20 protein-coding genes, 4 pseudogenes and 1 riboswitch are annotated in these 24,962 nt (G+C 72.4%); of the genes and pseudogenes, 9 read left to right on the top strand and 15 right to left on the bottom strand.

From position 1 onward, the window contains the following. Nucleotides 1-8: 8 nt before the first annotated feature. A pseudogene (locus JHAT_RS27010) lies at nt 9-198 on the top strand (RNA methyltransferase); the annotation flags it as partial. 312 nt (nt 199-510) lie between these two features. On the opposite strand, the gene JHAT_RS27005 reads toward JHAT_RS27010, so the two are convergent. Next, complete coding sequence (locus JHAT_RS27005) at nt 511-972, bottom strand: MarR family winged helix-turn-helix transcriptional regulator (protein ID WP_077800881.1); 462 nt, start codon at nt 970-972, stop codon at nt 511-513. Between the two features lie 60 nt (nt 973-1,032). Between JHAT_RS27005 and JHAT_RS27000 the strand changes: the two genes are divergently transcribed. Next, nucleotides 1,033-1,401 (top strand): VOC family protein, encoded by a 369-nt coding sequence (locus tag JHAT_RS27000; protein WP_077800880.1) that lies wholly within the window; start codon nt 1,033-1,035, stop codon nt 1,399-1,401. A gap of 108 nt (nt 1,402-1,509) precedes the next feature. On the opposite strand, the pseudogene JHAT_RS26995 reads toward JHAT_RS27000, so the two are convergent. After that, a pseudogene (locus JHAT_RS26995) lies at nt 1,510-1,725 on the bottom strand (RICIN domain-containing protein); the annotation flags it as partial. Between the two features lie 259 nt (nt 1,726-1,984). Beyond that, nucleotides 1,985-2,443 (bottom strand): annotated as a pseudogene (locus tag JHAT_RS26990) (carbohydrate ABC transporter permease); the annotation flags it as partial. An 813-nt stretch (nt 2,444-3,256) separates the two neighbouring features. Here JHAT_RS26990 and JHAT_RS26985 point away from each other — a divergent pair. The 3 genes from JHAT_RS26985 (at nt 3,257) to JHAT_RS26975 (ending at nt 6,776) form a co-directional block, all read left to right on the top strand. Further along, nucleotides 3,257-3,688 (top strand): hypothetical protein, encoded by a 432-nt coding sequence (locus JHAT_RS26985; protein WP_077800879.1) that lies wholly within the window; start codon nt 3,257-3,259, stop codon nt 3,686-3,688. Nucleotides 3,689-3,709: 21 nt separating this feature from the next. Beyond that, nucleotides 3,710-6,070, top strand: a complete 2,361-nt coding sequence (locus JHAT_RS26980; RefSeq protein ID WP_077800878.1) for a hypothetical protein — start codon at nt 3,710-3,712, stop codon at nt 6,068-6,070. A 184-nt stretch (nt 6,071-6,254) separates the two neighbouring features. Further along, a complete protein-coding gene (locus JHAT_RS26975) occupies nt 6,255-6,776 on the top strand; it encodes a hypothetical protein (protein ID WP_253195621.1) in 522 nt (173 codons plus the stop codon). Between the two features lie 302 nt (nt 6,777-7,078). Here JHAT_RS26975 and JHAT_RS26970 read toward each other — a convergent pair whose 3' ends face one another. After that, entirely contained in the window at nt 7,079-7,687 is a 609-nt protein-coding gene (locus tag JHAT_RS26970; protein ID WP_077800876.1) for a hemerythrin domain-containing protein, read from the bottom strand. A 208-nt stretch (nt 7,688-7,895) separates the two neighbouring features. On the opposite strand from JHAT_RS26970, the gene JHAT_RS26965 reads away from it, so the two are divergent. After that, entirely contained in the window at nt 7,896-8,834 is a 939-nt protein-coding gene (locus JHAT_RS26965; protein ID WP_077800898.1) for a Rieske 2Fe-2S domain-containing protein, read from the top strand. A gap of 109 nt (nt 8,835-8,943) precedes the next feature. On the opposite strand, the gene JHAT_RS26960 is transcribed toward JHAT_RS26965, so the two are convergent. The 5 genes from JHAT_RS26960 to JHAT_RS26940 all read right to left on the bottom strand — a co-directional run bounded on the left by JHAT_RS26960 (nt 8,944) and on the right by JHAT_RS26940 (nt 15,722). Beyond that, a complete protein-coding gene (locus JHAT_RS26960; protein WP_077800875.1) occupies nt 8,944-10,038 on the bottom strand; it encodes a glutamate--cysteine ligase in 1,095 nt (364 codons plus the stop codon). Nucleotides 10,039-10,252: 214 nt separating this feature from the next. Next, on the bottom strand, nt 10,253-10,762 hold the full coding sequence (locus JHAT_RS26955) for a nucleoside deaminase (protein WP_253195620.1): 510 nt from the start codon (nt 10,760-10,762) through the stop codon (nt 10,253-10,255). A 268-nt stretch (nt 10,763-11,030) separates the two neighbouring features. Next, entirely contained in the window at nt 11,031-11,840 is an 810-nt protein-coding gene (xdhC, locus tag JHAT_RS26950; RefSeq protein WP_077800873.1) for a xanthine dehydrogenase accessory protein XdhC, read from the bottom strand. 1 nt (nt 11,841) lies between these two features. Next, on the bottom strand, nt 11,842-14,238 hold the full coding sequence (gene xdhB / locus JHAT_RS26945) for a xanthine dehydrogenase molybdopterin binding subunit (RefSeq protein WP_077800872.1): 2,397 nt from the start codon (nt 14,236-14,238) through the stop codon (nt 11,842-11,844). Then, nucleotides 14,235-15,722: a xanthine dehydrogenase small subunit gene (locus JHAT_RS26940; RefSeq protein ID WP_077800871.1), complete on the bottom strand. Its 1,488-nt coding sequence runs from the start codon at nt 15,720-15,722 to the stop codon at nt 14,235-14,237. The genes xdhB and JHAT_RS26940 overlap by 4 nt, the downstream gene beginning before the upstream one ends. A gap of 721 nt (nt 15,723-16,443) precedes the next feature. Between JHAT_RS26940 and JHAT_RS26935 the strand changes: the two genes are divergently transcribed. The 3 genes from JHAT_RS26935 to JHAT_RS26925 all read left to right on the top strand — a co-directional run bounded on the left by JHAT_RS26935 (nt 16,444) and on the right by JHAT_RS26925 (nt 19,701). Continuing rightward, nucleotides 16,444-16,905, top strand: a complete 462-nt coding sequence (locus JHAT_RS26935) for a VOC family protein (RefSeq protein ID WP_077800870.1) — start codon at nt 16,444-16,446, stop codon at nt 16,903-16,905. 84 nt (nt 16,906-16,989) lie between these two features. Next, on the top strand, nt 16,990-17,646 hold the full coding sequence (locus JHAT_RS26930; protein WP_171991071.1) for a TetR/AcrR family transcriptional regulator: 657 nt from the start codon (nt 16,990-16,992) through the stop codon (nt 17,644-17,646). Nucleotides 17,647-18,084: 438 nt separating this feature from the next. After that, the gene (locus JHAT_RS26925) at nt 18,085-19,701 is read left to right on the top strand and encodes an MFS transporter (protein ID WP_077800868.1); all 1,617 of its coding nucleotides are present in this window, start codon (nt 18,085-18,087) and stop codon (nt 19,699-19,701) included. 15 nt (nt 19,702-19,716) lie between these two features. Here JHAT_RS26925 and JHAT_RS26920 read toward each other — a convergent pair whose 3' ends face one another. The 6 genes and pseudogenes from JHAT_RS26920 to JHAT_RS26895 form a co-directional block, all read right to left on the bottom strand. Next, a complete protein-coding gene (locus tag JHAT_RS26920; protein WP_077800867.1) occupies nt 19,717-20,556 on the bottom strand; it encodes an ATP-binding cassette domain-containing protein in 840 nt (279 codons plus the stop codon). Then, a pseudogene (cbiQ, locus tag JHAT_RS26915) lies at nt 20,553-21,301 on the bottom strand (cobalt ECF transporter T component CbiQ). The gene JHAT_RS26920 and the pseudogene cbiQ overlap by 4 nt, the downstream one beginning before the upstream one ends. After that, entirely contained in the window at nt 21,302-21,649 is a 348-nt protein-coding gene (locus tag JHAT_RS26910) for an energy-coupling factor ABC transporter substrate-binding protein (RefSeq protein ID WP_077800866.1), read from the bottom strand. Next, complete coding sequence (locus JHAT_RS26905) at nt 21,646-22,341, bottom strand: energy-coupling factor ABC transporter permease (protein WP_077800865.1); 696 nt, start codon at nt 22,339-22,341, stop codon at nt 21,646-21,648. Before JHAT_RS26905 ends, JHAT_RS26910 begins: the two co-directional genes overlap by 4 nt. A 29-nt stretch (nt 22,342-22,370) precedes the next feature. Beyond that, nucleotides 22,371-22,555: riboswitch (cobalamin riboswitch) on the bottom strand. Nucleotides 22,556-22,688: 133 nt separating this feature from the next. Next, entirely contained in the window at nt 22,689-23,285 is a 597-nt protein-coding gene (locus tag JHAT_RS26900; protein WP_077800864.1) for a potassium channel family protein, read from the bottom strand. After that, nucleotides 23,282-24,697, bottom strand: a complete 1,416-nt coding sequence (locus JHAT_RS26895; protein ID WP_253195619.1) for a chloride channel protein — start codon at nt 24,695-24,697, stop codon at nt 23,282-23,284. Before JHAT_RS26895 ends, JHAT_RS26900 begins: the two co-directional genes overlap by 4 nt. Nucleotides 24,698-24,962: the final 265 nt, after the last annotated feature.

Genomic DNA, 24,962 nt, shown 5'->3' with positions numbered 1-24,962 from the left:
GCTTCACGACGGTGGCCCACCTGTCCTCCCTCGGTGCCCGCCGCATCGCCTGCGCCGCCTGCGACCCTGGCCCGCGACCCCGCGTACTTCCGCGAGGGCGGCTGCCGGGTCCGGACGCCGTGCGCCTTCGAACTGTTCCCGATGACGGCGCACGTGGAGCGCGTGGCGATCCCGGAGCCGGCCGCGCAGGGTGCCTGACCTCTGTTCTTCGAGGTGCTTGACGCGCTGGGCGTGGCTGTGGCGCGGCCCACGGCCGGCCCCACGGATCCGACCTGGTTCCAGCTCCAGGCCGCCATCGACGCGGCGCAGGCACAGGGTGAATGCTCGCAGCACCCGGTCGCGTCACGCGACGACGGTGCCCTCGAGCTCGACCAGGGGTACCTGCCGGCGACAACACCACCGTGGTGGTCCGCGTGGATTCCGCGCACCGTGAGCCCCTGGTCGCCACCGCCCCGGCGGTCCGGTCCGAGGGGACCGGCGCGACGGAACTTGACGTCCGACGTCCTGCCCTCAGGTGGCACCCTCGGCGTCACCGCGCAGTGAGTGGATCATGCTCCGCAGGATCCGGAACGCTTCCGCCTGCTCGGACTCGGTCAGGCCGGACAGCATTCTGACCTCGACGGACCGGACGGCCGCGCTCGCCTCCTCGAGGCTTCGCCGGCCGGCGGGTGTGAGCCGCGTGGGCAGCGCCTTCCCGACGGGCGCCTGCGCGGGCCTGGTCACGTAGCCGTCCCGCTCCAGGGCCTGGAGCAGCACGTTCATCGTCTGCCGGGTCACGAACGCGCCCCGCGCGAGCTCGGAGTTCGACAAGCCCGGCCGTTGCGCCAGCAGTTCGAGGCAGGAGTAGTGCGTCACGCCCATCCCGAGCGGCCGCAGCACTTCCTCCATGGCCGCGCGGAGGGCGCTCGACGCCTCTTTGAGCAGGTAGCCCAGCGACGTCTCCAGGTCGATGCCGACACCTTCTTGACTCATGTCAGTATTCTGACATAGTTCTCGTGTCAGAAAACTGACACGAACCCGAGGAGTGTCATCATGCCCGCCACCGGCCCCGACTTCATCTCGTTCCAAGTGCGCGACCTCGACGCTTCGCAGGCGTTCTACGAGCGGTACCTCGGCCTCGTCCGCTCGCCGGCCGGGCCTCCGCACGCCGTCGTCTTCGAGACGAAGCCGATCGCGTTCGCACTCCGCGACGTCCTCCCCGGCACCGACCTCGCATCCGTCGCCCAGCCCGGCGTCGGCGCCGCGTTCTGGTTCCACGCCACGGACGTCCAGGCCATCCACGACGCCCTCGTCGCCGACGGACACACCATCGTCTCCGAGCCGATCGACGGCCCCTTCGGCCGGACCTTCGCCTTCGCCGACCCCGACGGCTACCACGTCACGCTTCACGACCGCGCCTGACGGGTCGGGTCGGGATGCGGGCTCGTCATGCCGCCCCCTTCCCGCAGACCCCCTCGACCGTGACGGCGAGGGGGCGGGGAAGAGGGCGGCACGCCTTTCGTGGACGGGTCAGCCGGTCAGGGCGAAGCTCTGGGCGGCGGAGCTGGTGCAGGGCTGCTGGGAGAGGCGGGCGCCGTCGGCGGTGGAGCCGTTGTCGACGGCGAGGCACTTGCCGCTGTGGCGGGCGACGAAGCGGTACCGGCCGGCGGTGCCGGTGGCCTCGGGACGCCACTGCTGGTTGGTGTTGCCGACGTACGTCCACAGGTGGACCTTGGTGCCGTCGGCCCTGGACGAGGTGCGCGGACGCCTCGGTGACGGAGGCCCCGGCGCCGGTGAAGCGCTGGCCCCGGCTGCTCGCGTCGACGCGGATGTCGATGGGCTGGACGGTGCTGTTGAACGGGACGGTCTCGACGGCGAGCTTGCGCGACCCGTCGGCGGTGGTGACCCAGACCTGGGCGGTGGGGGCGCCGGCGAGCAGCACGCCGTAGCGGGTGAAGTCCTGGCCGCTGCTGACCAGGGCGAGACCGACGGGCAGCGTGTACTGCTCCTCGTTCTGGGCGACGACCAGCGGCCACAGGAAGTTGTTCCAGGAGCCGAGGAAGCTGATGATGCCCAGCGTGGCGAGCGCGGGCCTGGTCAGCGGCAGGATGATCCGTGCGAAGATCGCCAGTTCCCCGCAGCCGTCCACGCGGGCGGCGTCGATGAGCTCGTCCGGCAGGGAGCCGATGAACTGCCGCATCAGGAACACCCCGAAGGGCGCGGCGAGGAACGGCAGGATCAACCCGAGCAACGAGTCGGTCAGACCGAGGTCGGTGGTCAGCACGTACAGCGGGACGAAGGTGACCAGGCCGGGGACCATCAGGGCGGCCAGGACCAGGGCGAAGACCGCCCGGCGGCCGCGGAACTCCAGTTTCGCCAGCGCGTAGCCGAGTATCGAGCAGAACAGCAGGTTGCCGGCGGCCACGGCCACGGCCACGGCGACGACGAGGGAGTTGGGGAACATCCCGACGAAGTCGAGGCTGTCGAAGAGTGCGGCGTAGTTGGCGGTGGTCGGGTCGGTGGGGACCAGGACAGCCCGCCCGGTGACGATGCCGGTGCCGATGCCGGCCACCCGCCGCACGGCGGATGTCCGAAATCTCCGGAGCCGAGGCCCTGCGACTCCTCGGAAGGGCCACCCACGGGCGTCTTGCGCATGTCCAGCGTGAGCAGCCCGTCGTCCCCCCGGGCCGCGCACGTGCTGGAGCATGGCGACTGATCGACCGTACTCCCGTCCCGGCAGGGGCGGTTGACGGCCGCCCCGCCCTCACCCGGCGACCAAAGGAGCACGCCTCCGGCAGGCCGGCCGACCGCCGGAGACACGGCGAGGCTCATGATGCGCAAGCCGGCGACCGGAGTGAGCGGGAGCGGACCCGTGGAGGTGAGCCGGTCGTGGCGGCCCGTTCCGTCCGAAGAGGAAGGACGGGCCGTCAGCCGTGACGCCCATGTGACGCTCCGGGCATCCGCACACGGACACTGAGCCGGAAAACGGGCTCTGATCTGGTCTTTTCCGATACTCGCTCAGGCGGACATCTCTTCGACGACGCATCACGGGAAGTGCGTGGCAATTCTGGAGCCTCCTCGCAGGACTGCCTGACCCACGGGTTCTTCGTTCCGGTCGACTCCTGGTCCGCTCCGCCGTGGCCAACGGGTCGGACGGCGGCCCGGTCCCTCACTGGACCCGTTACCGCCGGGGCGGGTGATACGAGAGAAAGGTGATCAGATCGATGGCCGCGTAAGTACGATGGAGCGGTCTGCCGAATGGACTTGGGGGGAATTCGTGACGTTCGAGCAAGAATGGGCCGAGCTGCGCGCGGCGGCGGCCGAGCGGACCGCCATGCAGATCGACAGCGTTCCGGCCGAAGGCGGCGGAGGCAGTGGGGGCGGGAAAGACCTGGTGGTCCACCGGGACGACCTCGGCGCCATCGGCAATGACGCGTACGACCTGCTGGGACGGCTGGGGAAGGAGGGCGACATCGCCCGTGTCTCCACGTTCGACGCGGCGACGGCGCTGACCAACGGGAACTTCGTGAGCGGTTCGGCCGTGCTGAAGGTGCACGACTTCTGGCAGACCCATCTGAAGACGCTGCTCGACTCCTGTGCGCAGATCTCGAACCACCTTGATTACAGCAAGGCCCGACACGCCAAGGACGAGGCGAAGGTCGAGGGAGACCTGACGCGGATATCCGTGCTCACGGAATACATGAAATAAGGCTCGGGGGGAGCACATGGCATGCTGAAATACGAGGACATAATCGACGCCCCGCTGGCGAAGCTGAAGACCGCCGTCGACGACTGGGCGGACATGGCGGGAAAGCTGGAAAAGCTCGCCACCGATGCGGCCGACGGGATGAAGGCGAAAGCGGACAAAGCGCACTGGGAGGGCGTCAACGCCGGGGTCACCAAGGCGTTCATCGGCAAGACGGCCAAGGAGTTCGCGGACGCCGCGGCCGAGGCCAAGGGCGTGAAAACGATCCTGGAAGAGGGTTACGCGGCCATCAAGAAGGCCAAGGACGACCTGGTCAACATCCGGGACCACGAGGGACCCGCGGCCCACGTCCGCGTGGACGGCAAGGGCAAGGTCACCGCGAAGAACCCGTTGTCCGAGAGCCCCGCGGCACGGCACGCCCCCGACTACAGCGATCTCCTCCACGAGGAGAAGAAGAACATCGAGTCGTGGCAGAAGAGGATCGACCTCATCGTCGACAACTGCAACGACACCGACGTCGCCCTCAAGAACACCCTCGAGGCCAACGTCACCGACCGCAAGGACTTCAGTGCTCCGACGTACACGAAGCTGGACCAGGAGGAGGCAGCCCGTGCCGCCGCCCTGGCGGCCAAGGGGCGGGACCTCACGCACAAGGACCTTCAGCAGCTCAACGAACTGCTGAAGGACAACGGTTCGTCGCAGGAGTTCGCCAAGAACTTCTACGAGAAACTGGGCCCCGAGAAGTCACTCGCGTTCTTCGGTCAGCTCGCCACGGACACGTACGACTACAGCAAGGTCGACGCGGAACGCCTCAAGGACGTCCAGGAGCTCCAGAAGAACCTCGGCCTCAACCTGGCCACTGCCTCTCACGACAAGGCGTTCACTGACAAGTGGGGTCCCGAGCTGCGCAAGTTGGGCACGGAGCACATCGCGCTGTCCAAGCACGACCCCGGCGGGCCCTTCGGATACCAGTTGCTCGGCGGGATCATGCGGTACGGGAACTACGACGCGAAGTTCCTCAACCCGATCGCCGAACACGTGGCGCAACTGCACGCGAAGAAGCCGGGCTTGTTCGCCGAGACCAAGATGGTGAACGGGTGGCTCAAGAATCCGTACAACCCCTCGGGGGTGAACGGCGCCGGCTACGACCCGGCCATCGCCATGCTGGAGGCACTCGGCAACAGCCCGGACGCGGCGAAGAAGTTCTTCACCGACCCCCCGACCGCGTACAACGAGGACGGTACGGTCAACCGCGGCGCCACGGCCGACCTCGGCAAGGACAAGGACGGCGAGGCGTTCGACAACTACCTCGACTTCTTCACCAACGAGAAGTGGGAGTCCTTCGGTGACGTCAACTCGCTCGACCCGAAGGAACTCGAGGGGTCGCTCAACCACATGCCCGACGCCCTCGGCCACGCTCTGGAGGCGGCGACCCTCGGTTACCCCGCCGGGCACCCGGACACCCACGTGGTGCGGGACGCGGACAACGCCGCGATCATGCAGAAGGTCATGGAGAAGTACAGCGAGGACCCGGGCCTGCTCAAGGAGCGCCACGAGGCGATGGTCGACAGCCTGGGCGTCATGGGCGCCGGCTACATCGACGACATCAACTGGGCGCTGGCCAAGAACGATCCGGACAGCGTGTTCGCGCCGGGCAAGAACCCGGACGGACACATGGACTTCTCGGACACCGTGGACGGGAACGGGCGGAGCACCGTCCGGGGCTTCCTCAGCACCCTCGGCCAGCATCCGGACGCCTACGCGACGGTCTCGACCGCGGAGCAGGTCTACACCCGCAGCGTGCTGGAGGGGTCGGTGGGCCCCGACGGGAAGATCACCGAGGAGGTCGAGGCCAGGACCAGGGCGACCGTGCGCACGGGCGCCGAGGTGCAGGGCATGCTCGACCAGTCCCGGGCCGACCAGGTGGAGGCGACCAACCTCAAGACGCACGAGGACTACGAGAAGGCGGTCGCCAAGCGGGCGGGCTGGGTCGAGTTCGGAGCCACGGCGGGTATCGCGGCGGGCGTCGCCTTCCTGCCCGCGACCGCGGCCGTGGGCACGGCCGCGGTGCTCGTCCCGCTGGCGACCGACACCCTCAGCGGCGCCGCCGAGCAGGTCGTCGGCCAGGTGGTCGGTGACATCTCCGACAACGCGGTGGACAAGCACAAGGAGAAGATGGAGGAGCTCACCGACGAAGAGAAAAAAACGGTCTTCTCCGGCGGCGAGACCTTGGCCGAGGCACCGATGGAGGAGTTTCTGAGACACCACGTCTGGGACCCCAGCAACAGCACGTTCGCGCAGGACCTTCGTGAATCGATGCTGATCGGCTACGGGGTTGGCAACGACCGGGAGAACCAGCAAGGCAACCGCCCGGAGACCGGCTGAGGCCGATGGCCGAAGATACGTAAGGATGCGGATAGTGATCAATCGTAGGCCAGTGCGTGTTCGACTCCTTGCCACGGCCGTGGTCGGCTTGTTGTGTCTCGGGGCCACCGGTTGTGGTGGGGACGGAGACGAGGAGGCGGCCGACAAGGCTGTGGCGGGGACGCAACTGTGTGGTGGCGACGCCGTGTCCGCCCAGGCATCCGAGGCACTGAAGGTGATCATGGGGTCGTCGCGGTTCGGGACGACGGGGGAGGAGTCCGCCGTCGCGCAGGCCGCGACGGACCTCATCGCGGCGTATCCGCCTCCCACCGGAGGGCGCGACGACGTCTGCCGCATCTACACGGCCGACGACACGGCGGATTTCGCGATCCGAGTCACCTGGCGACTGGACGACGGCAACTCGACGGGAGCTCCGGCCCCGGACTTCACTGAGCTGAAGATGGGGAAGCGCACCCTGGCGGCGGCGAACAGGGCGTCGATCCTGTTCGCGTGCAGGAGCGACAGGTTCCCCAACTCGGGGAACGAGGTTCTCGTCGCCATTGGCGCGGAGCGCTGGGGCATGCCGACGGAACCCGAGGGTGACGTCGAGGCGTTGAAGGACGCCTATGCGACCGTGGCCCATTCCTTCTCGTTGGCCATGGCCAAGGAACTGCGCTGCGAGAACAACGGTGGGCTTCCCGCACGACCCGTGCTGGATCCCGCGTAGCCGGCGGCGCATGCGGGAACGCCCGTGATCGGGCGGCCCTTCCTGTCCGCGGGAGGGGTCGCCCGCTGTGTGCGGTGTGCCACGGACGAGCGGTGCACGGACCTTACGCCCAGGAGGCGCCGGCCTCGCGTTCGCCCACGATCCCGCCCTGGCCCGCCTCCCCGCCCCGGACGGAACTCCGGCCGACGGGACCGAGGACATCGGGCCAGGGAGCGCCGGGTCCGCCGACGGGAGGCCTGGTCGGTGACGGGGAGGCGGGCCTTCGGGGGCGGCATCGCCGGGGCGGTGGCACGGCCCGGCGGTCACTTTCCTCCTCGTGGGGCGGAGCCGCCCGGGCCCAGGACGTCACGCACGCGGTCGTAGACGCTCAGGGGAACGCCCAGCAGGGCGTTCCCGGGAGGCCGCCGGGGGACGACGGGGTGCGGATGCGTCGGCGCGGTCTGTCGTACCGCCGCCCAGGCGGCGCCGAGCTTGCGCAGCCGGGCGGTGTTCATCGCGTCCTGCAACCGGGGGAGGAGAAGGTCTTCCTCGTCCCTGATGTCCTGTCGTATCAGCTCGAAGGCCTGCCGCACCTTGTCCTCACGCCCGGGGTCGCCGAGGGGGAGGCGTTCGACGTCCGCGACGAGATCGTTGATCATCTGGTGTTCCTCCTCCACCCGGGCGGTCAGTTCCTCGCCGTCCGGGACCGAGGCCCGTACGGCGGGCCACAGCACCGTCTCCTCCGCGAAGGCGTGGCTGAAGACGAGTCGGACGACCTGCTTCAGGACCTGTTCCCGCTGGTGGAGGTCGTCGAGGGACCGGTACCGGCCCATCAGCCGGTCCATCTCCTCGTGCTCGCGGCGTTGCCGCACCAGGATGCTGTTGCTCCCCCCGAGCTGCTCGACGGTCTGGTTCCTGATGGTCTTCGGCATGGTCGCTCCCGTGCGTGCGCCGGAGCCGGTCCCGCGACGCCTCGGCGGCACCACCCGGCTCTCCCACGCCCGCCCGGGTACCCGCGCGGTCCGGTACAACGCCGACGACGGCCGTCCCGCGGGCCGCCGCGGTCCGCCCCTGCTCCGTTTGCCGTCCGTGCAGCCGGGGACCCGGCGGACCATGAGCACTACGCCACACCGCCCCCGGATGAGGCAGAACCGCGTCCTGTGGCTGCTGGACCGCCTGGAGCAGGAGTCCAGGGCCGACGCGCTGATCGACGCGGTCCGCAAGAGGGTGCAGGCCCTGCCGCTCGGCGACCGGCGGGACCTCCTGCACGGCAGGGGACTGGGGCACCCCGCGCATCCCCTGTTGGTGCAGGTACCGATCGGCAGCTGGCTGTCGGCGGCGGTCCTGGACCTGTATCCCGGCCGCACCCGCGGGGCGGGCCTGCTGGTCGGCGTCGGCCTGGCCTCCGCCGCGCCCGCGGCCCTGGCGGGCTGGGTCGACTGGGCGGATCTGCACCGCCGGCAGCAGCGGGTCGGACTGGTGCACGCCCTCGCGAACTCGGCGGCTGTCGGTCTGTACGCCGCCTCGCTCACCTGCCGCGTCAGGGGACGCGGCGCGGCCGGCCGGGCCTACGGCTTCCTCGGGCTGACGGCGGTCGCGGTCGGCGGCATGCTGGGCGGCCACCTGGCCTACCGCCAGGCCTCCGGCGCCAACCACGCCGAAGAGATCCCGCACGTCGTCACCCAGGGCTGGCACCGGATCGGAGCCGTGGCGGAGCTCCCGGTCGACCGGCCGGTGCGGCGCAGCGTGGACGACGTCCCGGTCCTGGTCGTCCGGGAGACCGGAGGGGAGATCCACGCCCTGGCCGACCGGTGCAGCCACCTCGCCGGGCCGCTCTCCGAGGGCACGGTCGCCGACGGATGCGTCCAGTGCCCCTGGCACGGCAGTGTCTTCCGGCTCTCGGACGGCTGGAACGTCAGGGGCCCGGCCACCGCCCCCCAGCCCGCCTTCGACACCCGGGTCGTCGACGGCCACGTCGAGATCCGCCTGCGACAGCAGGACCGGGACGGGCAGGCGCCGGGCGAGGGGGAGGCGGAGCGGCGACGCATGGTGACGGAAGACCACGGGCACGGCGGCTGACGGCCGTCTCGCAGGGTGACCGCCCGGGCCGCCGCGGTGGCCCGGGCGGTCGTGTGCGGCAGGGCGGTCGTGTGCGGCAGGGCGTCGCCGGCCGCCGCGGTGGTCCGCGTCAGGGCACGGTGCTCTGGGCGAGGATCAGGCCGGTGACCGCGGGCAGGCCCCCTTCGGCAAGGGCGGCGCGTTGCCGGTCCGCGCCGGTGCCGCCCTGCAGGAGCCGGTGGACCAGGGCCGCCACCTGCCGGCTGTCGCCGGACGCGTCGAGCGCGGGGGCGACGTGGCGCAGCAGCTCGTACAGCATCTCGCCGGCCCGCCGCTGCCGGCCGCCCGGATCGACCAGGGTGCCGCTCAGTCCGTGGCGGGCGGCGTGCCACATGCTCGCCTGCAGCAGTTCCTGGTCGCAGTCGAGCGCGGGGGCGCCGGCGGCGGCCTCCGCCAGCGCGGTCTCCACGAGGGCTCGGACCAGGCCCGCGAGCATCACCGCGTCGTCCGCGCGCAGCTGCACGTCCAGGCATCGGACCTCGACGGTGGGGTACCGGGCCGAGAGCCGGGCCTGCCAGTACAGCTGGCCGGTGTCCGAGATCAGACCGCTGTCCAGCAGTCGCTGCACGCGCCGGTCGTGGTCGGCGATGCCGGCGAAGCGCGGGGGCATGCCGCTGACCGGCCAGCGGCTGAAGATCACGGTGCGCCAGCTGGCGAAACCGGTGTCGTGGCCGTCCCACAGCGGAGAGTTCGCGGACAGGGCGGTGAGGGCGGGCAGCCACACCCGGATCCGGTTCAGGACCTGCACGCCGGTTTCCCGGCTGGGGACGCCGACGTGGACGTGCATGCCGTTGACCAGCTGTTCCGCCACGAGCTGGGGAGCCTGGACGAGCATGGCCCGGTAGCGGGCCCGGTCGGTGACGGCGACGGGGTGACCGTGGCGCAGCGGGGGTGTCGCACAGGCCGCGATCCGGCAACCGTGCGTCTCGGCGGCCGCCCCGAGGGCGTGCCGCAGCCGCAGCAGGTGCCCTCCGACCTCCTCCAGCGTGCCGCACACCGGCGTGGCCACCTCGACCTGCGCCTGCAACAGCTCGCACTGCACCTCCCGGTCGGCCACGAGGTGCCCCAGGCCCGCGGCGGCCCGCACCTTGTCCCCCAGGGGTACCGGTAGACCCGTGACCGGATCGAGCAGCAGATACTCCTCTTCCACACCGATCGTCGTCATCGATCGCCTTCGGTCCGCCCGATTGCCGGGCCGGACACCGATGCGTCCGGCCGGCGCGTCTCATGACGAAGGTTCTCCCGGATTCTCCCGAAGGGGCCTTCGCGGTGACCGAGTGCCGCAACCACATCGTGGCAAACCATGACAACACGGGTCTACGCGTCACACCGTCGGCCGCCGAAGGGGACGGCCGCCGGTGCGCGGTGCCGGTGAGCCGTCAGTAGTCGACGCGGTCGGACTTGGCCAGCCACGCGTCGAACGGCGCCGTGCGGTTCGGCAGGTCCAGGTGCTCGATCCGCGTCGGCCACACCGACTGGGGCTTCTTGTCGAACAGGTCGTAGAACTTGCGGTCGTCGAAACCGGCCACCGCGGCGTCGTGCCGGTCGGCGGAGTAGACGATCCCGTCGACGCGCGCCCACAGCGCCGAGGACAGGCACATCGGGCACGGCTCGCACGAGGAGACGAGGACACAGCCCTCGAGCGAGAAGGAGCCCAGTTCCTTGCACGCGGCACGCAGCGCGCTCACCTCGGCGTGCGCCGTCGGGTCGAGGGTCGCGGTGACCTGGTTGTTCCCGAACGCGACGATCTGCCCGTCCTTGGCGACCAGCGCGCCGAACGGGCCGCCGCCGTTCCTCACGCTGTCGGTGGCCAGGCTGATCGCCTTCTCCATCCAGGCGCGCTCGAGGTCCTGGACGCTCGCTTCTCGGGTGTGCGCGGTCACGGTCACTCCTTCTCGGAAAAGGTGGGGATCCCCCCGAAGGCCCCGCTCGTGCGGGACACCGCCGCATCTCTCGGCCGTCGAGGTCCCTCGCGGTGCGAAGGGCGGCTTGTGCGAGAAGTACACAGCCTGCCGGGGAGCCTCAGCCAGGGGTGGAAAACATGAAAACCCCGCAGGCGGAGACCGGCTCTTCGTGGTTTCCCACAAGGCCGGTCCGCCGCCGTCCCTGTGGGTTGACTCGACTCCCGGGCCGGCCGGGGCGGGTCACCCGCTCCGCTCAGCGGCGGTCCCGTTCGAAGGTCAGGAGCAGGTCCGCCGCGACGCTCACCGCGATCGTGGCGGGCTCCTTGCCGGTGATCCCGGCCAGTCCGATCGGGGTCTTGATCCGGTCGATGGTGGCGGCGTCGTGGCCGCCCTCGGTGGCCAGACGGTGCCGGAACCGGGTCCACTTGGCGGCCGAGCCGATCAGGCCGATCGAACCGAGGCCGGCGGTGCGCAGGGCGGCGTCGGCCAGTGCGGCGTCCTCGGCGTGGTCGTGCGTCATGATCAGGACGTGGGTGCCCGGCGCCAGCTCCTCGAGCACCTCCTCCGGAAGCAGCGGCGTGTGGTGCACGTGGACCTGCGCCACCGCGTCCGCCAGCACACCGAGCCGCTCGTCGGTGAGCATGTCGGGCCGGGTGTCGACCAGGTGCAGGTCGAGGTGGTGGCGGGCCAGGATGCGGGCCAGCTCCAGCCCGACGTGACCGACGCCGAAGACCGCCACCGCCGGCACCACCGGCAGCGGTTCGAGCAGGACGGTGACGGCCCCGCCACAGCACTGCACGCCGTGCCGGTTGGTCACCTTGTCGTTGAGCCGGAAGTCCATCAGCTCCGGTTCCGCGCCGGGCGTGCCGATCAGCTCGCGGGCCCGGTCGATCGCGACCGCCTCGATGTTGCCGCCGCCGATCGAACCCCACGTCCCGGACCGTCCCACGACGAGTTTGGCACCGGCCTTGCGGGGGGCGTGCCCGCGCACGGTCGCGACGGTCACGAGCACGCCGGCTTCCCGGCGTGCCCGCAACCGCGCGACCGCGGCCACCCAGGTCATGTCAGGCATTGCTCAGGGCGTTGCCGTCGGCGGGGACCTCGCGGGCGTCGCCGCCGCCCCGGACGCCACCCCTGCGGGCGGCTTCGATCGCCCAGTACACGGCCTCCGGAGTCGCCGGGGAGGCGAGCTCCAGGCCGACGCCGGCCGGGCCGAACGCCGCGGCGGCCTGCCGCAGCGCCTCGCGCACCGAGAGCGCCAGCATCAGCGGAGGCTCACCGACCGCCTTGGACCCGTAGACCGCGCCCTCCTCGGTGGCGTTCTCCAGCAGCGTGACGTTGAACTCCTCGGGCATCTCCGAGAAGCTCGGCAGCTTGTACGTGCTCGCCGCCTGGGTCAGCAGCCGGCCGCGGTGCGGGCCGTCGCCGGTGTCCCAGCGCAGGTCCTCCAGCGTCAGCCAGCCCGCGCCCTGCACGAACCCGCCCTCGATCTGGCCGATGTCGATCATCGGGGACAGGCTGTCGCCGACGTCGTGCACGATGTCCACCCGCCGGATGCGGTAGGCGCCGGTGAAGCCGTCCACCTCCACCTCGGTCGCGGCGGCACCGTGGGCGAAGTACTTGAACGGCGAGCCCCGGAAGGTCTTCGCGTCCCAGTGCAGCCCCTCGGTCCGGTAGAAACCGGCCGCCGACAGCTGCACCCGCTGGAAGTACGCGGTGCGCACCAGCTCGTCCCAGGCCAGCTCCTCCTCGCTGCCCAGGGCGCGCGCGACGCCGTCGACGATGCGGACGTCCGAGGCGTTCGCGCCGAGCCGGGAGGCGGCCACCCGGAGCAACCGTGCGCGCAGCTGCTCGCAGGCGTTCTTGATCGCGCCGCCGTTGAGGTCCGCGCCGGAACTCGCCGCGGTCGCCGAGGTGTTGGGCACCTTGTCGGTGCGCGTCGGGGCGAGGCGCACCGTGTGCAGCGGAACGCCCAGCGTGGTCGCGGCCACCTGCATCATCTTGGTGTGCAGGCCCTGGCCCATCTCGGTGCCGCCGTGGTTGATCAGGACCGAGCCGTCCTTGTAGATCAGCACCAGCGCGCCGCCCTGGTTGAAGGCGGTGAGGTTGAACGAGATGCCGAACTTGATGCCGGTGACCGCGAGGGCCCGCTTGGTGTGCGGGTGCGCGGCGTTGAAGGCCGCGATCTCCCGCCTGCGGTCGGCGATGCCGGCGTTCTCCTGCACCTGCCGCCAGACGGTGGAGATCCGCTCGGGCTGCGTGACCGGCTGGCCGTACGGCGTGGTCTGGCCCTGGCCCGACCGGTAGAAGTTGCGCTCGCGCAGCTCCATGGGGTCCAGGCCGAGCAGCGGCGCGCAGCGGCCCAGGATGTCCTCGATCACCAGCATGCCCTGCGGCCCGCCGAAGCCGCGGAAGGCGGTGTTGGAGACCGTGTGGGTGCGGGCGACGCGACCGGCGACGCGCGCGTGGGGGATCCAGTACGTGTTGTCGATGTGGCACAGCGCGCGGGCCAGCACCGGCTCGGACAGGTCCAGGCTCCAGCCGCCGTCCGCGGTCAGCGTGGCGTCGAGGGCCTGGATGCGGCCGTCCGCGTCGAAGCCGATCCTCCACGTGGTGTGGAAGCCGTGCCGCTTGCCGGACATGGTCAGGTCCTGCGTCCGGTTGAGCCGGAAGCGGACCGGCCGGCCGGTGAGCTTGGCGCCGAGCGCGGCGACGGCCGCGAACCCGTGCGGCTGCATCTCCTTGCCGCCGAAGCCGCCGCCCATCCGCAGGCACTGCACGGTGACCTCGTGGGCGGGCACGCCGAGCACGTGCGCGACGATCTCCTGGGTCTCCGACGGGTGCTGGGTGCTGCTCTGGACGAACACCTGCCCGTTCTCGTCGACCTGGGCGAGCGCCGCGTGCGTCTCCAGGTAGAAGTGTTCCTGGCCGGAGAACTGGAACTCGCCGGTGAACACGTGCGCCGAGTCGGCGAACCCGGCGTCGATGTCGCCGGTCTCCATCACGGGCCGGGCACCGTGGTAGCTGTCCGCCGCGATGGCGTCCTGGAGCGTGACCAGGGAGGGCAGTTCCTCGAGTTCCACCTCGACGGCCGCGGCACCGAGCCGGGCCGCCTCCAGGGTCTCGCCGAGCACCCAGGCGACGGCGTGGCCGTGGAACATGACCTCGTCGGGGAAGAGCGGCTCGTCGTGCTTCATGCCGGCGTCGTTGACTCCGGGCACGTCGGCCTTGGTCAGCACGCGCACCACGCCGGGCACCGCGAGCGCCGGCTCGGTGTTCAGCGCGAGGATCCGGCCGTGGGCCTTCATGACCTGGACCGGGTGGGCGTGCAGCACGTCCTTGGTGCGGTGGACCAGGTCGTCGGTGTAGAGCGCGGCGCCGGTGACGTGCAGGGCCGCGCTCTCGTGCGGCATCGGGACACCGACGACGGGCTTCTCGGGACGCTCGGACAGATGGCTCATGACGACACCGCCTCGGTGGTCTGTGCGTGCAGCTTCAGCAGGCTCCGGCCGAGCATCGCGGCGCGGTAGTCGGCGCTGGCGCGGTGGTCGCTCATCGGCGTGCCCTGGGCCCGCAGCACCTGCGCCGCGGCCTCGACGGTCTCCGTCACCCACGGCCTGCCCTCCAGGGCCGCCTCGGTGGCGAGGGCGCGGATCGGGGTGGCGGCCACGCCGCCCAGGCCGATGCGCGCCTTGCGGACGATCCCGTCCTCGATGTCGAGGGCGAAGGCGACCGCCACGCTGGAGATGTCGTCGAAGCGGCGCTTGGCGATCTTGTGGAAGGCCGTGACGGGCGACAGCGGCAGCGGGACGCGCACCGCGCGGATCAGCTCGCCCGGACGGCGCACGCTCTGCCGGTAGCCGGTGAAGTAGTCGGCCAGCGGGACCACGCGCTCACCGTCGGCGTCGGCGAGCACCAGCGACGCCTCCAGCGCGAGCAGCACCGGCGGGCTGTCCCCGATGGGGGAGCCGGTGCCCAGGTTGCCGCCGAGGGTCGCGCTGTTGCGGATGAGCCGGGAGGCGAACTGCGGGAACAGCTCCGCCAGGAGCGGGACGCTGCCGTCCAGGCGGCGCTCGATCTCGGTGAGGGTCTGCGCGGCGCCGATCTCGATGTGGTCGGACTCGACGCGCAGCTCCCGCAGTTCGGGCAGCCGGTCGACGGCGACCACGCAATCCGCCCGGCGGGAACGGATGTTGACCTCGACGCCCCAGTCGGTGCTGCCCGCGACCACCACGGCGTCGGGCCGCTCGCGCAGCAGCCGGACCGTCTCGGCCAGGGTGCCCGGTCGCACGAACACGCTGTCGCCCTGGGCGTACTCGGTGGTGACCGGTTCGGGCGGGGACTGCTCGCGACGCTGCGCCAGCGGGTCGTCCTCGGCGGGGGCGCCGACGGCGAACGCGGCGTCGCGGATGGGGCGGTAGCCGGTGCAGCGGCACAGGTTCCCGCTCAGCGCGTGCAGGTCGAAACCGTTCGGGCCGTGCTCGGTGCCGTGGCCGTCGGCCGCGTCGGCGCCCGTGTCGGCGTCCGTGTCCGCGTGCGCGCAGCGGTCGGGCCGGTAGTACTCGGCGGCCATGCTGCACACGAACCCCGGCGTGCAGTAACCGCACTGGGAGCCGCCGCGGACCGCCATCTCCTCCTGCACCGGGTGCAGCGTGGGCGGCGTACCGGCCTCACCGGGGGTGGCGAGGCCCTCGGAGGTGACGATCTCCTGACCGTCGAGGGCGGCGACCGGAACCAGGCAGGCGTTGACCGCCACCCAGTCGGTGGGCTTGTTCACCCCGGGACGGGCCACCAGGACCGAACACGCGCCGCATTCACCCTCGGCACATCCTTCCTTGGTCCCGGTGAGACCGCGCTCGCGCAGGAAATCCAGAACCGTCGTCCGGGGTGCGGCCGGGGAAATCGGCGTGCTCTTCCCGTTGACCGTGATCCGTGCCTCTACCATGGCACATCCTCATTTCGGAGCGCGGTCGTACAGATGTTGCTCGTCGCCATTTCAGGGAGCTTTCTCTTTCGGTGGCGCAGCTGAAGCGTGGGAATCCCCGCCGGAAATCGGCGCGCGAGGGCGTGCCGCGGGCGGGTGAGGAGATCAGGAGACACCGGGGCCGTGAAAACGGCACGCCGGGAAGAAGTGGCTGTTCAGCAGCCGTGTGCTACGCGACCCGGGATCCAGACGGTCCGCTGCGCGAGGCGATGCAGGTCGGAGATGATCGACATCCGACGTCGCCTCCTTCCGGCAGCCCACGAGTCGGTTCGGTCGAAAATACGGTGTCGTGGACCTGCCGGTCAAGACCCTGTCGCCGGGCGGGTCCGTCCCGCGGCCACCGCCCGCCCGCCCCACGGAACTCGGCCTCGTATTCACGAGGGGTTCGGGCCGCTTTTCCTCGCAGGTGCGACAGGTCGTCCGGGAATTGCGCCGACGAATTTCCCCGGTCGCGGACGACCGGGGCACGGACGACCGGGGCATCGTGTCCGTGAAAGCGCTGGGCAACCCCGAGCCGCACACCCGCCTGCTCGTCGTGCTCCGGGAGCGGCCACCGCTCTTCGTGCCGTCGACGCGGGAAAGGTGCGGGAAAGAGGACGGACTCCGACCGCGAGGGTGTCAGGGTGGGCGTGATGCGCACGGGCGCACCCGACCGACATCCCGCCGTGAACGGAGCAATGTGATGAGTCGTCAGTTCCAGGTCACCTTCGACGCCCATGACCCCCGGGCGTTGTCGAGCTTCTGGCGCGACGTCCTGGGCTACGTCCACCCCGGCCCGCCCGGAGTCGACGTGCCCGAGGGGGCCGACCCGCTCGCCGCGTGGGACGACTTCCTCGCGCGGATCGGCGTACCGGAGGAGCAGCGCAACGGCCGGTCGGCCCTCGAGGACCCGGACGGGCGCGGCCCGCGGCTGTTCTTCCAGCGGGTCCCGGAGGACAAGACCGCCAAGAACCGGGTCCACCTCGACGTCCGGGCGGCCCCCGGTCTCCAGGGGGAGGAGCGGATGGCGGCGCTGGAGGCCGAGTGCGAACGGCTCGTCGCACTGGGCGCGACGCGGGTACGCCGCTTCGAGCCCGAGCCTCCGATGAGCAGCGGTTTCATCGTGATGGCCGACCCTGAAGGCAACGTTTTCTGCCTGGACTGACACGCCCGGCCCGCGGGAGCCATCCGTGCCAGAATGGACGACCCGCCGTCCCGCCCCGCCGCACCGATCCACCGAGGTCCTCCCGTGTCCAAGCCCGTGGCCCGCGAGCCGCAGCGACGCAACGCGCGCTCCAACCGGGCGCGCATCCTGGCCACGGCCCGCCGGGAGCTCGGGCGGAACCCGGACACCACCCTCGAGGAACTGGCGCGGGCCGCCGGCGTCGTACGGCGCACCCTGTTCGGTCACTTCCCGGGGCGCGCGGCGCTGCTGGAGGCCCTCGCCGAGGAGGCCTCCGAGGTGCTGCGGAGCACGATGGCGTCGGCCGCGGAGGGGGCCGGGACCGCCGAACCGGCCGAGCGCGCCCTCGCGTACTTCATGCTGATGATGTGGCCCGTCGGCGACCGCTACCGGATGCTGCTGGCGCTGGCCCGGCACGACCTGGGCGCGGAGCGCGTGGCCGAGATCCTCACGCCGGCCCGCGCCGAGGTCACCGCCATCCTGGAGCGCGGCCAGCGCGACGGCGCCTTCCCCGCCCACCTGCCGCCCGCCGTGCTGAGCGCAGGGCTGGAGGCGATGACGGTCGCCCTGCTGGAGCAGGTCAACACGGGAGCGCTGGAGGACGACGGCACCCGGGCCGTCGTCGCCGCGCTCGTCGCGGCCGGCGTCCCCCAGGACCGGGCCCGCGCCGTCGTCGAGTCCGTGGCCCCGACGATCCCCGCGAAGCCGACGACCGGCGACTGAGCCCCGCGGACCCCGTCCGCGCCCCCGGTGCGACCGGGCCCGCACGCGCCGCGTTCCCGGTGCGGCCGGGTGCCGTGCGCCGGGCCCTTTCCGTGCCCGTACCCGCCGGGCCGTCCCCACCGCGGCGCGGGCCGTGACACCCGCCGTGATCGGTGAGCCCCGCCCCGCACCCGCCGCGCTCGGTGCACCCCGCCCCGTGAGGCGCCCGTAAGCGTGCGTCTCGCCGTGCCCGCCGTCTCGCCGTGCCCGCCGTCTCGCCGTGCGTGCCGTCGGTGCCGCCGTCCGTCCGCGCCCGGTCCGGCGCGGGAAGCGCAGGCGTGCGGCGGCCGTCGGCGGGCACCCGAAGGCTGTTTGCACATCGATGGGCAAGAACCTAACCTGACATGAGTCTGCACATCGATGGGCAATTAACTCGCCCTCGCACCCGGGAGCCCCTCCATGCCCCTACTGGCCACCACACCCGTCGAGAAGATGACCGGGCCGTACCCACGGCGCTGGTGGGCCCTGATCGTGCTGTGCCTCAGCCTGCTGATCGTCGTCATGGCCAACACCTCCCTGATCGTGGCGGCCCCGGCCATGACCGCCGACCTGGGCCTGAGCAGCAGCGACCTGCAGTGGGTCATCGACGGCTACACCGTCCCGTACGCCGCGCTGATGCTGGTGCTGGGCGCGATCGGCGACAAGTACAGCCGCCGCGGCGCCCTGGTCACCGGTCTGGTCGTCTTCGCGGGCGGCTCGGTGATGGGCAGCCTGGTCCACGAGACCGGCCCGGTCATCGCGGCCCGGGCGATCATGGGCGTCGGCGCCGCCGTCGTCATGCCGGCCACGCTGTCCCTGCTGGTCGCGATGTTCCCGAGGAACGAGCGGGCCCGCGCCATCACGGCCTGGACGGCCACGTCCGGACTCGCCATCGCCGTCGGCCCGTTGGTCGCCGGCTGGCTGCTCGGCGACCACGCCTGGGGCTCGACCTTCCTGGTCAACGTCCCCGTCGCGGTCCTCGCCGTCATCGGCGCGCTGCTTCTCGTGCCCCCGTCCCGGGCGGCCGGCATGGGCCGCATCGACTACGTGGGCGGCCTGCTCTCCATCGTCTCCGTCGGCAGCCTGGTCTACGCGACCATCGAGGGCCCGCACTTCGGCTGGGGCGCGGGGCCCGTCACCGCGGCCGTCGTCGCGGGCGTCGGCCTGGTGGCCTTCGTGGCCTGGGAACTGCGCCACCCGCAGCCCATGCTGGACGTGCGCAGGTTCCTCCAGCGGCCGTTCAGCGGCTCGATGCTGGCCGTGCTGTTCTTCTTCTTCGGCACCTACGGCGCCATCTACTACTCCACGCAGTTCCTGCAGTTCGTCCTCGGCTACGGCGCCCTGGAGACCGGCGTGCGGCTGCTGCCGCTGGCCGGGGCCGTGTTCGTCGGTGCCGCCGTGACCGGACGCCTGACCCCGAAGCTGGGCGTCAAGGCCATGATCGGCTCCGGCATGGTGATCGGCACCGTCGGCGTCTTCCTGCTCGCCCTCGTCGACGAGGGCTCGACGTACTCCGGCTTCCTGGCCCCTATGCTGCTGCTCGGCCTCGCGATCGGCCTCAGCGTCTCCCCGGCCACCGACACCATCATGGGCTCCTTCCCGGAGAGCGAACTCGGCGTCGGCGGCGGCGCCAACGACACCGCGCTGGAACTCGGCGGTTCGCTCGGCATCGCCGTCCTCGGCTCCCTGCTCGGCACCGCCTACCGGGACGAACTGGCCGACCTGGTGGCAGGCCGGCTCCCGGCCGCGGCCCTGGACACCGCCCAGGACTCCGTCGGCGCCGGACTCGCGGTCGCCGAGCACCTCGCGAAGAACCCGTCGGCCGGACCGCAGCAGGCCCGGGCCCTGGCCGACGCCGTCCACGAGGCCTTCGCCCACGGCGTCGCCACGACCAGCCTGACCGGCGGGATCATCATGGCCGTCGGCACCGTGATCGTCCTCGCCGTCCTGCCCGGCCGCCGCGCCGCGGCTCGGCCCCGGCCCGCGGACGAGCCGGCACCGGCCCGGGACGCGGAGTACAGCGACTCCGCGCACTGAGCCGCGCCCGACGGGTCAGTCGGCCAGGGCCGCCAGCTCCTCCGCCGTGCGCGGACCCGCGGCCGGGTCCGCCAGCAGCCCCCGGGCGCACAGCAGCCGCGCCGCCGCCACGCCCCACGGCAGCCGCAGCCCCGCCGGACCGAGCAGGTCCGTGCGGGCCAGCGTCGACGCCGTGGGGCCGGTGTGCACCCCGGACGGGGTGAGCAGGGCGGCGTCGTCCGACCAGCGCAGGGCGAGATCCACGTCGTGCGTGGCCATCACCACCGTGGTGCCGCCCTCCCGCAGCCGGTCGAGGGTGGCCAGCAGCCGCTCCTGCCCGTCCGGGTCGAGCCCGGCGGTCGGCTCGTCGAGGATCAGCACCCGGGGCCGCATCGCGACCGCGCCGGCGATCGCGGTCCGCTTGCGCTGCCCGTACGACAGCAGGTGCGTGGGCCGGTCGGCGAGCGCGGCGATGTCCAGCGCGGCGAGCGCCTCCTCGACCCGGGAGCGGACCTCCGGATCCGGCAGCCCCAGGTTCAGCGGCCCGAAGGACACGTCCTGGGCGACGGACGCGGCGAACAACTGGTCGTCCGGGTCCTGCACCACCAGCTGCACCGTCGTCCGCAGCCGCGTCAGCCCCGCGCGGTCGTACGTCACCGGCCGCCCCTCGACGCTCAACCGCCCGGCGTGCGGCCGCAGTCCGCCGCTGAGCAGCCGCATCAGCGTCGTCTTGCCGCTGCCGTTGCGGCCCAGCAGCGCCAGCGCGCGCCCCTCGCGCACCTCGAAGTCCAGGCCGCTCAGCACCAGCGGCCCCTCCTCGTACCCGAAGGACGCGCCCCGCAGGGAGACCAGGGCCGGTTCGGCGGACTCGTTCACGACAACGGCCTTTCCAGTACGAAGGTGAGCACGGCCAGCGTCGCCAGCAGCGTGAGGCTCGCCGCCGTGAAGGGCACGGAGACCCGGGCCTCGGGCACCAGCACGCGCAGCGTGCCGTCGTAACCGCGCCCGGCGAGTCCCGCCTGGAGCCGCGTCGCCCGGCCGAAGGCCCGCACGAACGCCGTGGCGCCGAGCCCGCCGAGCGAACGCCAGGCGGCGGCCCGGGTGGTGTGCCCCAGCCGCGCCGCCTGCGCCTCGCGGATCCGGCGCACGGAGTCCAGCAGCAGGAAGCTCATGCGGTACGTCACCAGCGCCACGTCCACCACCGGCGCCGGCACCCCGGCCCGCACCAGCCGGGGCAGCAGGTCGGACATCGGCGTGGTGAACGCGAACAGCAGCACCCCGAGGGACGCCGCCGACGTGCGCAGCAACAGCTCCCCGGCACGCGCCGCGCCGCCGTCCGCCACGCCCACGAACCCGCCGGGGCCCCGACCCGCACCAGCAGCGGCAGCGCGCCCGTCACGCAGAACCCCAGCGGCACCCGGTACGCCCGCCACAGCCGCCGCCCGGGCACACCGGCCGGGCCGAGCAGCACGGCCAGCGCCGCGACCAGCACCAGCGCCGCGCCCGGCCAGGGCGGCAGCGAGATCGCCAGCACGGTCAGGCCCAGCCCGAGCACGGCCTTGTCCACGGGGTGGCGGTGGCGCCACCGGCTGCCGTGCGCCGCCGCGTCGATCGGCAGCACTCAGTCCCCTTCGGGCGCGTGCGCGTCCTGCCGGGCGACCCGGGCCGCCCGCTCCTCGCCCTGCCGGCGTCCCCGGCGCAGGCCGAAGTAGTAGGCCAGCACCCCCGCGCCGAGCGCCGCCTGCACGGCGAACAGCGCGGACTCGATCTCCCCGGACGGCGGCTCGTACAACGGCGAGAACCACGGCTCGTAGTCCGGCTCGATCTCCGTGATCGCCGTCTCCGCCTCGGCGTCGGCACCGGTGAACGGCTCCTCCTTGTGGTCGCCGAGGCCGAGCACCAGCGGCAGCACCGCCAGCGCCGCCACGGCGAGCAGCAGCAGGGAGTTGATCTTCGTGTTGCGCTTCATCGGACGACCGCCTCCTCGCGCGCGCCGGTACCCGCCGGCAGCACGCCCAGCCGGGTCAGCTCGCCCTTGCTGGACTGCACCAGCAGCCGCATCACGACCACCGTGAGCAGGCCCTCGCTCACCGCGAGCGGGATCTGCGTGACGGCGAAGATGGACCCGAACTTGCCGAGCGCGCCCAGGAATCCGCTGCTCGGGTCGGGGAAGGCCAGCGCGAGCTGCACGCTGGTGACGCAGTAGGTGGACAGGTCGGCGACGAACGCCGCGCAGAACACCGTGACCATCAGCGGTGCCCCGTACCGGCGCAGCAGGCGGTAGGTGCCGTACCCGGCCCAGGGCCCGGCGATCGCCATCGAGAAGGCGTTGGCGCCCAGCGTGGTCAGACCGCCGTGGGCCAGCAACAGGGCCTGGAAGAGCAGGGTGATGGTGCCCAGGACCGCCATGACGGGCGGCCGGAACAGGACGGCGCCCAGACCGGTCCCGGTGGGATGCGAACAACTCCCGGTGACAGAGGGCAGTTTCAGGGCCGACAACACGAACGTGAAGGCTCCGGACGCCCCGAGCAGCAACGTGCTCTCGGGATGCTCCCGGACCTCACGGGTGAGCGACCGTACTCCGTGGACGACGAACGGCGCGGACGCGACACCCCAGGCGATCGCGTGCGCCGGAGGCAGGAAGCCCTCGGCTATGTGCATGGCTCAGCAGACCCTCTCCAGCACCTCGTGGATGGACGACGTGCCTTGGCCGGTCTCCTGGCTGACGGGTACCACCGCCCGAACTCCGCCTTCCCGGGTCACGAGGACCCAGTGGCTGCCCGCGAGGGCCGGAGCCGGACTTCCCGATCACAGTGGCGAGGGCCGCACCGGTACTTCACCGGATTTCCCGTTCACCAAGGCGTGGCGACAGTAGTGCGCCCGCGAGGGTGGTGACAAGCAGGCCTCGGCGCGGCAGGGCGCCGCCGGACCGGTGGCCGGGGCCGCATTCCGCGCCGGCGCCCCGTCGTACGGCACCGCCCTCTCCGCGCGACGTGGCGAAGATCTCCTCACGCCCGCGGTGGAGGGCGAGGTGGCGGATCGTCACGGACGGGGTGGTCGTCGGCGCGCCCGGCCACCCGGGAACGCAGCTGCTGGCCCAGTGCCGTCCCGGCGGCGGTGAGGAAGACGAAGCTGTAGAGGATCTGCAGGACGGTCACGATCCGCGCCGTCTGGCCCAGCGGGGTGATGTCCCCGTAGCCGACGGTGGCGAGGGTGACGACGGTGAAGTACAGGGAGTCGACGCGGGTGCGCAGCCCGTCGAACTCACCGGGCTGCTCGGCCAGGACGTAGTAGGCCGAGGCGAAGACGTGCACCGAGAGCATGACCAGCAGGGCGATGACCATGCCGGGACGGGCGCCCGCGCGGTCGGTGAGGACGTGGCGGATCTGCCGCAGCAGCAGCGCGGCCACGGCCGCCAGGGCCAGGGCGAACAGCAGCCAGCTCAGGACGGGGCGGTCGGAGCCCAGCCGGTCGAGGGGCAGCAGGAAGTAGGTCGTGACCAGGCCCACGGCCACGCAGGCCTGCACCAGCCAGGGCCGCGCCGAACGCCAGGAGGCACCGGTCCCGGCCCGGCGGCCCCGGCCACCGCCTCCGCGGCCGGTCACCGATCCGGCTCCGCCTCGGGCCCCTCACCGGGCCGTACCGTCGCCTGTGTCGCCTGTGTCGCCTGTGTCGCCCGCGTCGCCTCCGCCGGACTCCGGCGGACCACCTGGGCGACGACGAACGAGACCACCGACGCGACGACGATCAGCGGCATCTGGTCGTGCGCGTCCCTGCCCACCAGCAGGACCGCGAGCACCGAGCTGGCCAGCGGCAGCCCCGTCACCGCGGCCGCGGCGGCGGAGATGCCGAGGGCGAGGGCCGGGGTGACGCCGAAACCGGGCAGGCCCGAGCAGGCCATGGCCGTCGCCGTGCCCAGCAGCACGGCGGGGAAGATCGGGCCCCCGCGCAGACTGCCCAGCGCGATGCCCCACGCCAGTCCCTTGCACGCCACCAGCGCGACCAGCGCGCCCACGGACCAGGCGTGCGGATGCGCGGCGAGCTGGGCGAGAGCGGCCTGCCCGGACAGCGCCGCCTCCGCCGGCGAACGGCCGGTGATCAGGGCGTACGCGGTGATGCAGACGCCGACCGCCGTGGCGCACAGGACGGTGCGGACGGCCGTGCGGTGCCCCGTCCAGGTGACGGTGCGGCGGCCGAGCGCACGGGCCGGCGTGATCAGCACCGCGATCAGCGCCGCCGTCGGGACGCCCCACAGGAAGTCGCCGGCGTCCGGGCCGGTGCTCGGCGGCACCTCCTGGAGCGACAGCGCGCCGATGTCCAGGCCGGTCCACCGCCCGAAGCCGGTGAAGACCAGCGCGCCCGTCGCGCTGGCCAGCAGACAGGGCAGCAGCAGGGCGACCATCCGGGCGCCGGCGAGCCCCGCGCCCTCGATGAGCAGCACCGCCGCCGCCACCGGACCGCCGAGGATGGTGGAGACCGCGGCGGTGGAGCCGGCCGTCGCCAGGATCGCGCTCGCCCTCGGATCCGCGTCCGGGCCCGCCCGCCGCAGCACGAGCAGCGCGAGTCCGCTGCCGACGGCCATCAGGGGCGCCTCGGGACCCAGGACCACACCGAGCGGCAGGGTGGCCAGCGCCGCCAGGACGGCACCGGGCAGCGCCTTCGGCCCGACGGGCGCGCCGCCCAGCCCGTTCACCGGCAGGTGGCCCCCGCCGCCCGGCATCCGGGTGACGATCGGCGCCAGGACCAGCCCCGCCAGCACCAGCGCGGGCAGCGGCCACCACCAGGGCGGGGCGTCGTACCCGGCGGCCTCGGGCAGCGACGTCCACACCCAGTGCTGGAGCTCGTGCTGGAGGCCGACGAAGAAGAAGCAGGCCAGCGCGATGGGAACGCCGAGCAGCACGCACAGCAGCAACAGCAGCAGGTAGCCGGGGCCGAGCAGGGTGCGCCGCAGGGACTGCTCGGCCCGGTCCGGGACGGCGTTCGCCGGTGCGGCCGGCGGGCTCCCGGGCGCGGTCACGGGGCCGCCCGGCGCGATCCCGGGACGGGCCCGGCGGGCGGCGGCAGGGACTGAGTCGTCACGGGCCCTCCCATGGTCCGCCCACCTCTCGACGCGGACCGACGGCCCGCCGCGCGTGCATCGTGTGCGCTTCAGTCAACGCGAGGCGACGCGGCACCGCATGCCACGGACCGCCCTCCGGGCGTACTCCCCACCGTCACCGGCGGACACGGCCCGTCGGGGGACCATCCGGCGCACGGCGCGGAAGCCCGCAGCCCCGCCCGAC

The organism is Streptomyces sp. JHA26 (assembly GCF_002005565.1).
GTDB lineage: Bacteria > Actinomycetota > Actinomycetes > Streptomycetales > Streptomycetaceae > Streptomyces.
This window is presented reverse-complemented; position numbering and strand designations above follow the sequence as displayed.

What these genes read in the sequence shown, in the direction of transcription:
- JHAT_RS27005 (WP_077800881.1), bottom strand. Translation starts at nt 972, where the DNA reads ATGAGTCAAGAAGGTGTCGGCATCGACCTGGAGACGTCGCTGGGCTAC.
- JHAT_RS27000 (WP_077800880.1), top strand. Translation starts at nt 1,033, where the DNA reads ATGCCCGCCACCGGCCCCGACTTCATCTCGTTCCAAGTGCGCGACCTC.
- JHAT_RS26980 (WP_077800878.1), top strand. Translation starts at nt 3,710, where the DNA reads ATGCTGAAATACGAGGACATAATCGACGCCCCGCTGGCGAAGCTGAAG.
- JHAT_RS26970 (WP_077800876.1), bottom strand. Translation starts at nt 7,687, where the DNA reads ATGCCGAAGACCATCAGGAACCAGACCGTCGAGCAGCTCGGGGGGAGC.
- JHAT_RS26965 (WP_077800898.1), top strand. Translation starts at nt 7,896, where the DNA reads ATGAGGCAGAACCGCGTCCTGTGGCTGCTGGACCGCCTGGAGCAGGAG.
- JHAT_RS26960 (WP_077800875.1), bottom strand. Translation starts at nt 10,038, where the DNA reads ATGACGACGATCGGTGTGGAAGAGGAGTATCTGCTGCTCGATCCGGTC.
- xdhC (WP_077800873.1), bottom strand. Translation starts at nt 11,840, where the DNA reads ATGACCTGGGTGGCCGCGGTCGCGCGGTTGCGGGCACGCCGGGAAGCC.
- xdhB (WP_077800872.1), bottom strand. Translation starts at nt 14,238, where the DNA reads ATGAGCCATCTGTCCGAGCGTCCCGAGAAGCCCGTCGTCGGTGTCCCG.
- JHAT_RS26940 (WP_077800871.1), bottom strand. Translation starts at nt 15,722, where the DNA reads ATGGTAGAGGCACGGATCACGGTCAACGGGAAGAGCACGCCGATTTCC.
- JHAT_RS26935 (WP_077800870.1), top strand. Translation starts at nt 16,444, where the DNA reads ATGAGTCGTCAGTTCCAGGTCACCTTCGACGCCCATGACCCCCGGGCG.
- JHAT_RS26925 (WP_077800868.1), top strand. Translation starts at nt 18,085, where the DNA reads ATGCCCCTACTGGCCACCACACCCGTCGAGAAGATGACCGGGCCGTAC.
- JHAT_RS26910 (WP_077800866.1), bottom strand. Translation starts at nt 21,649, where the DNA reads ATGAAGCGCAACACGAAGATCAACTCCCTGCTGCTGCTCGCCGTGGCG.
- JHAT_RS26905 (WP_077800865.1), bottom strand. Translation starts at nt 22,341, where the DNA reads ATGCACATAGCCGAGGGCTTCCTGCCTCCGGCGCACGCGATCGCCTGG.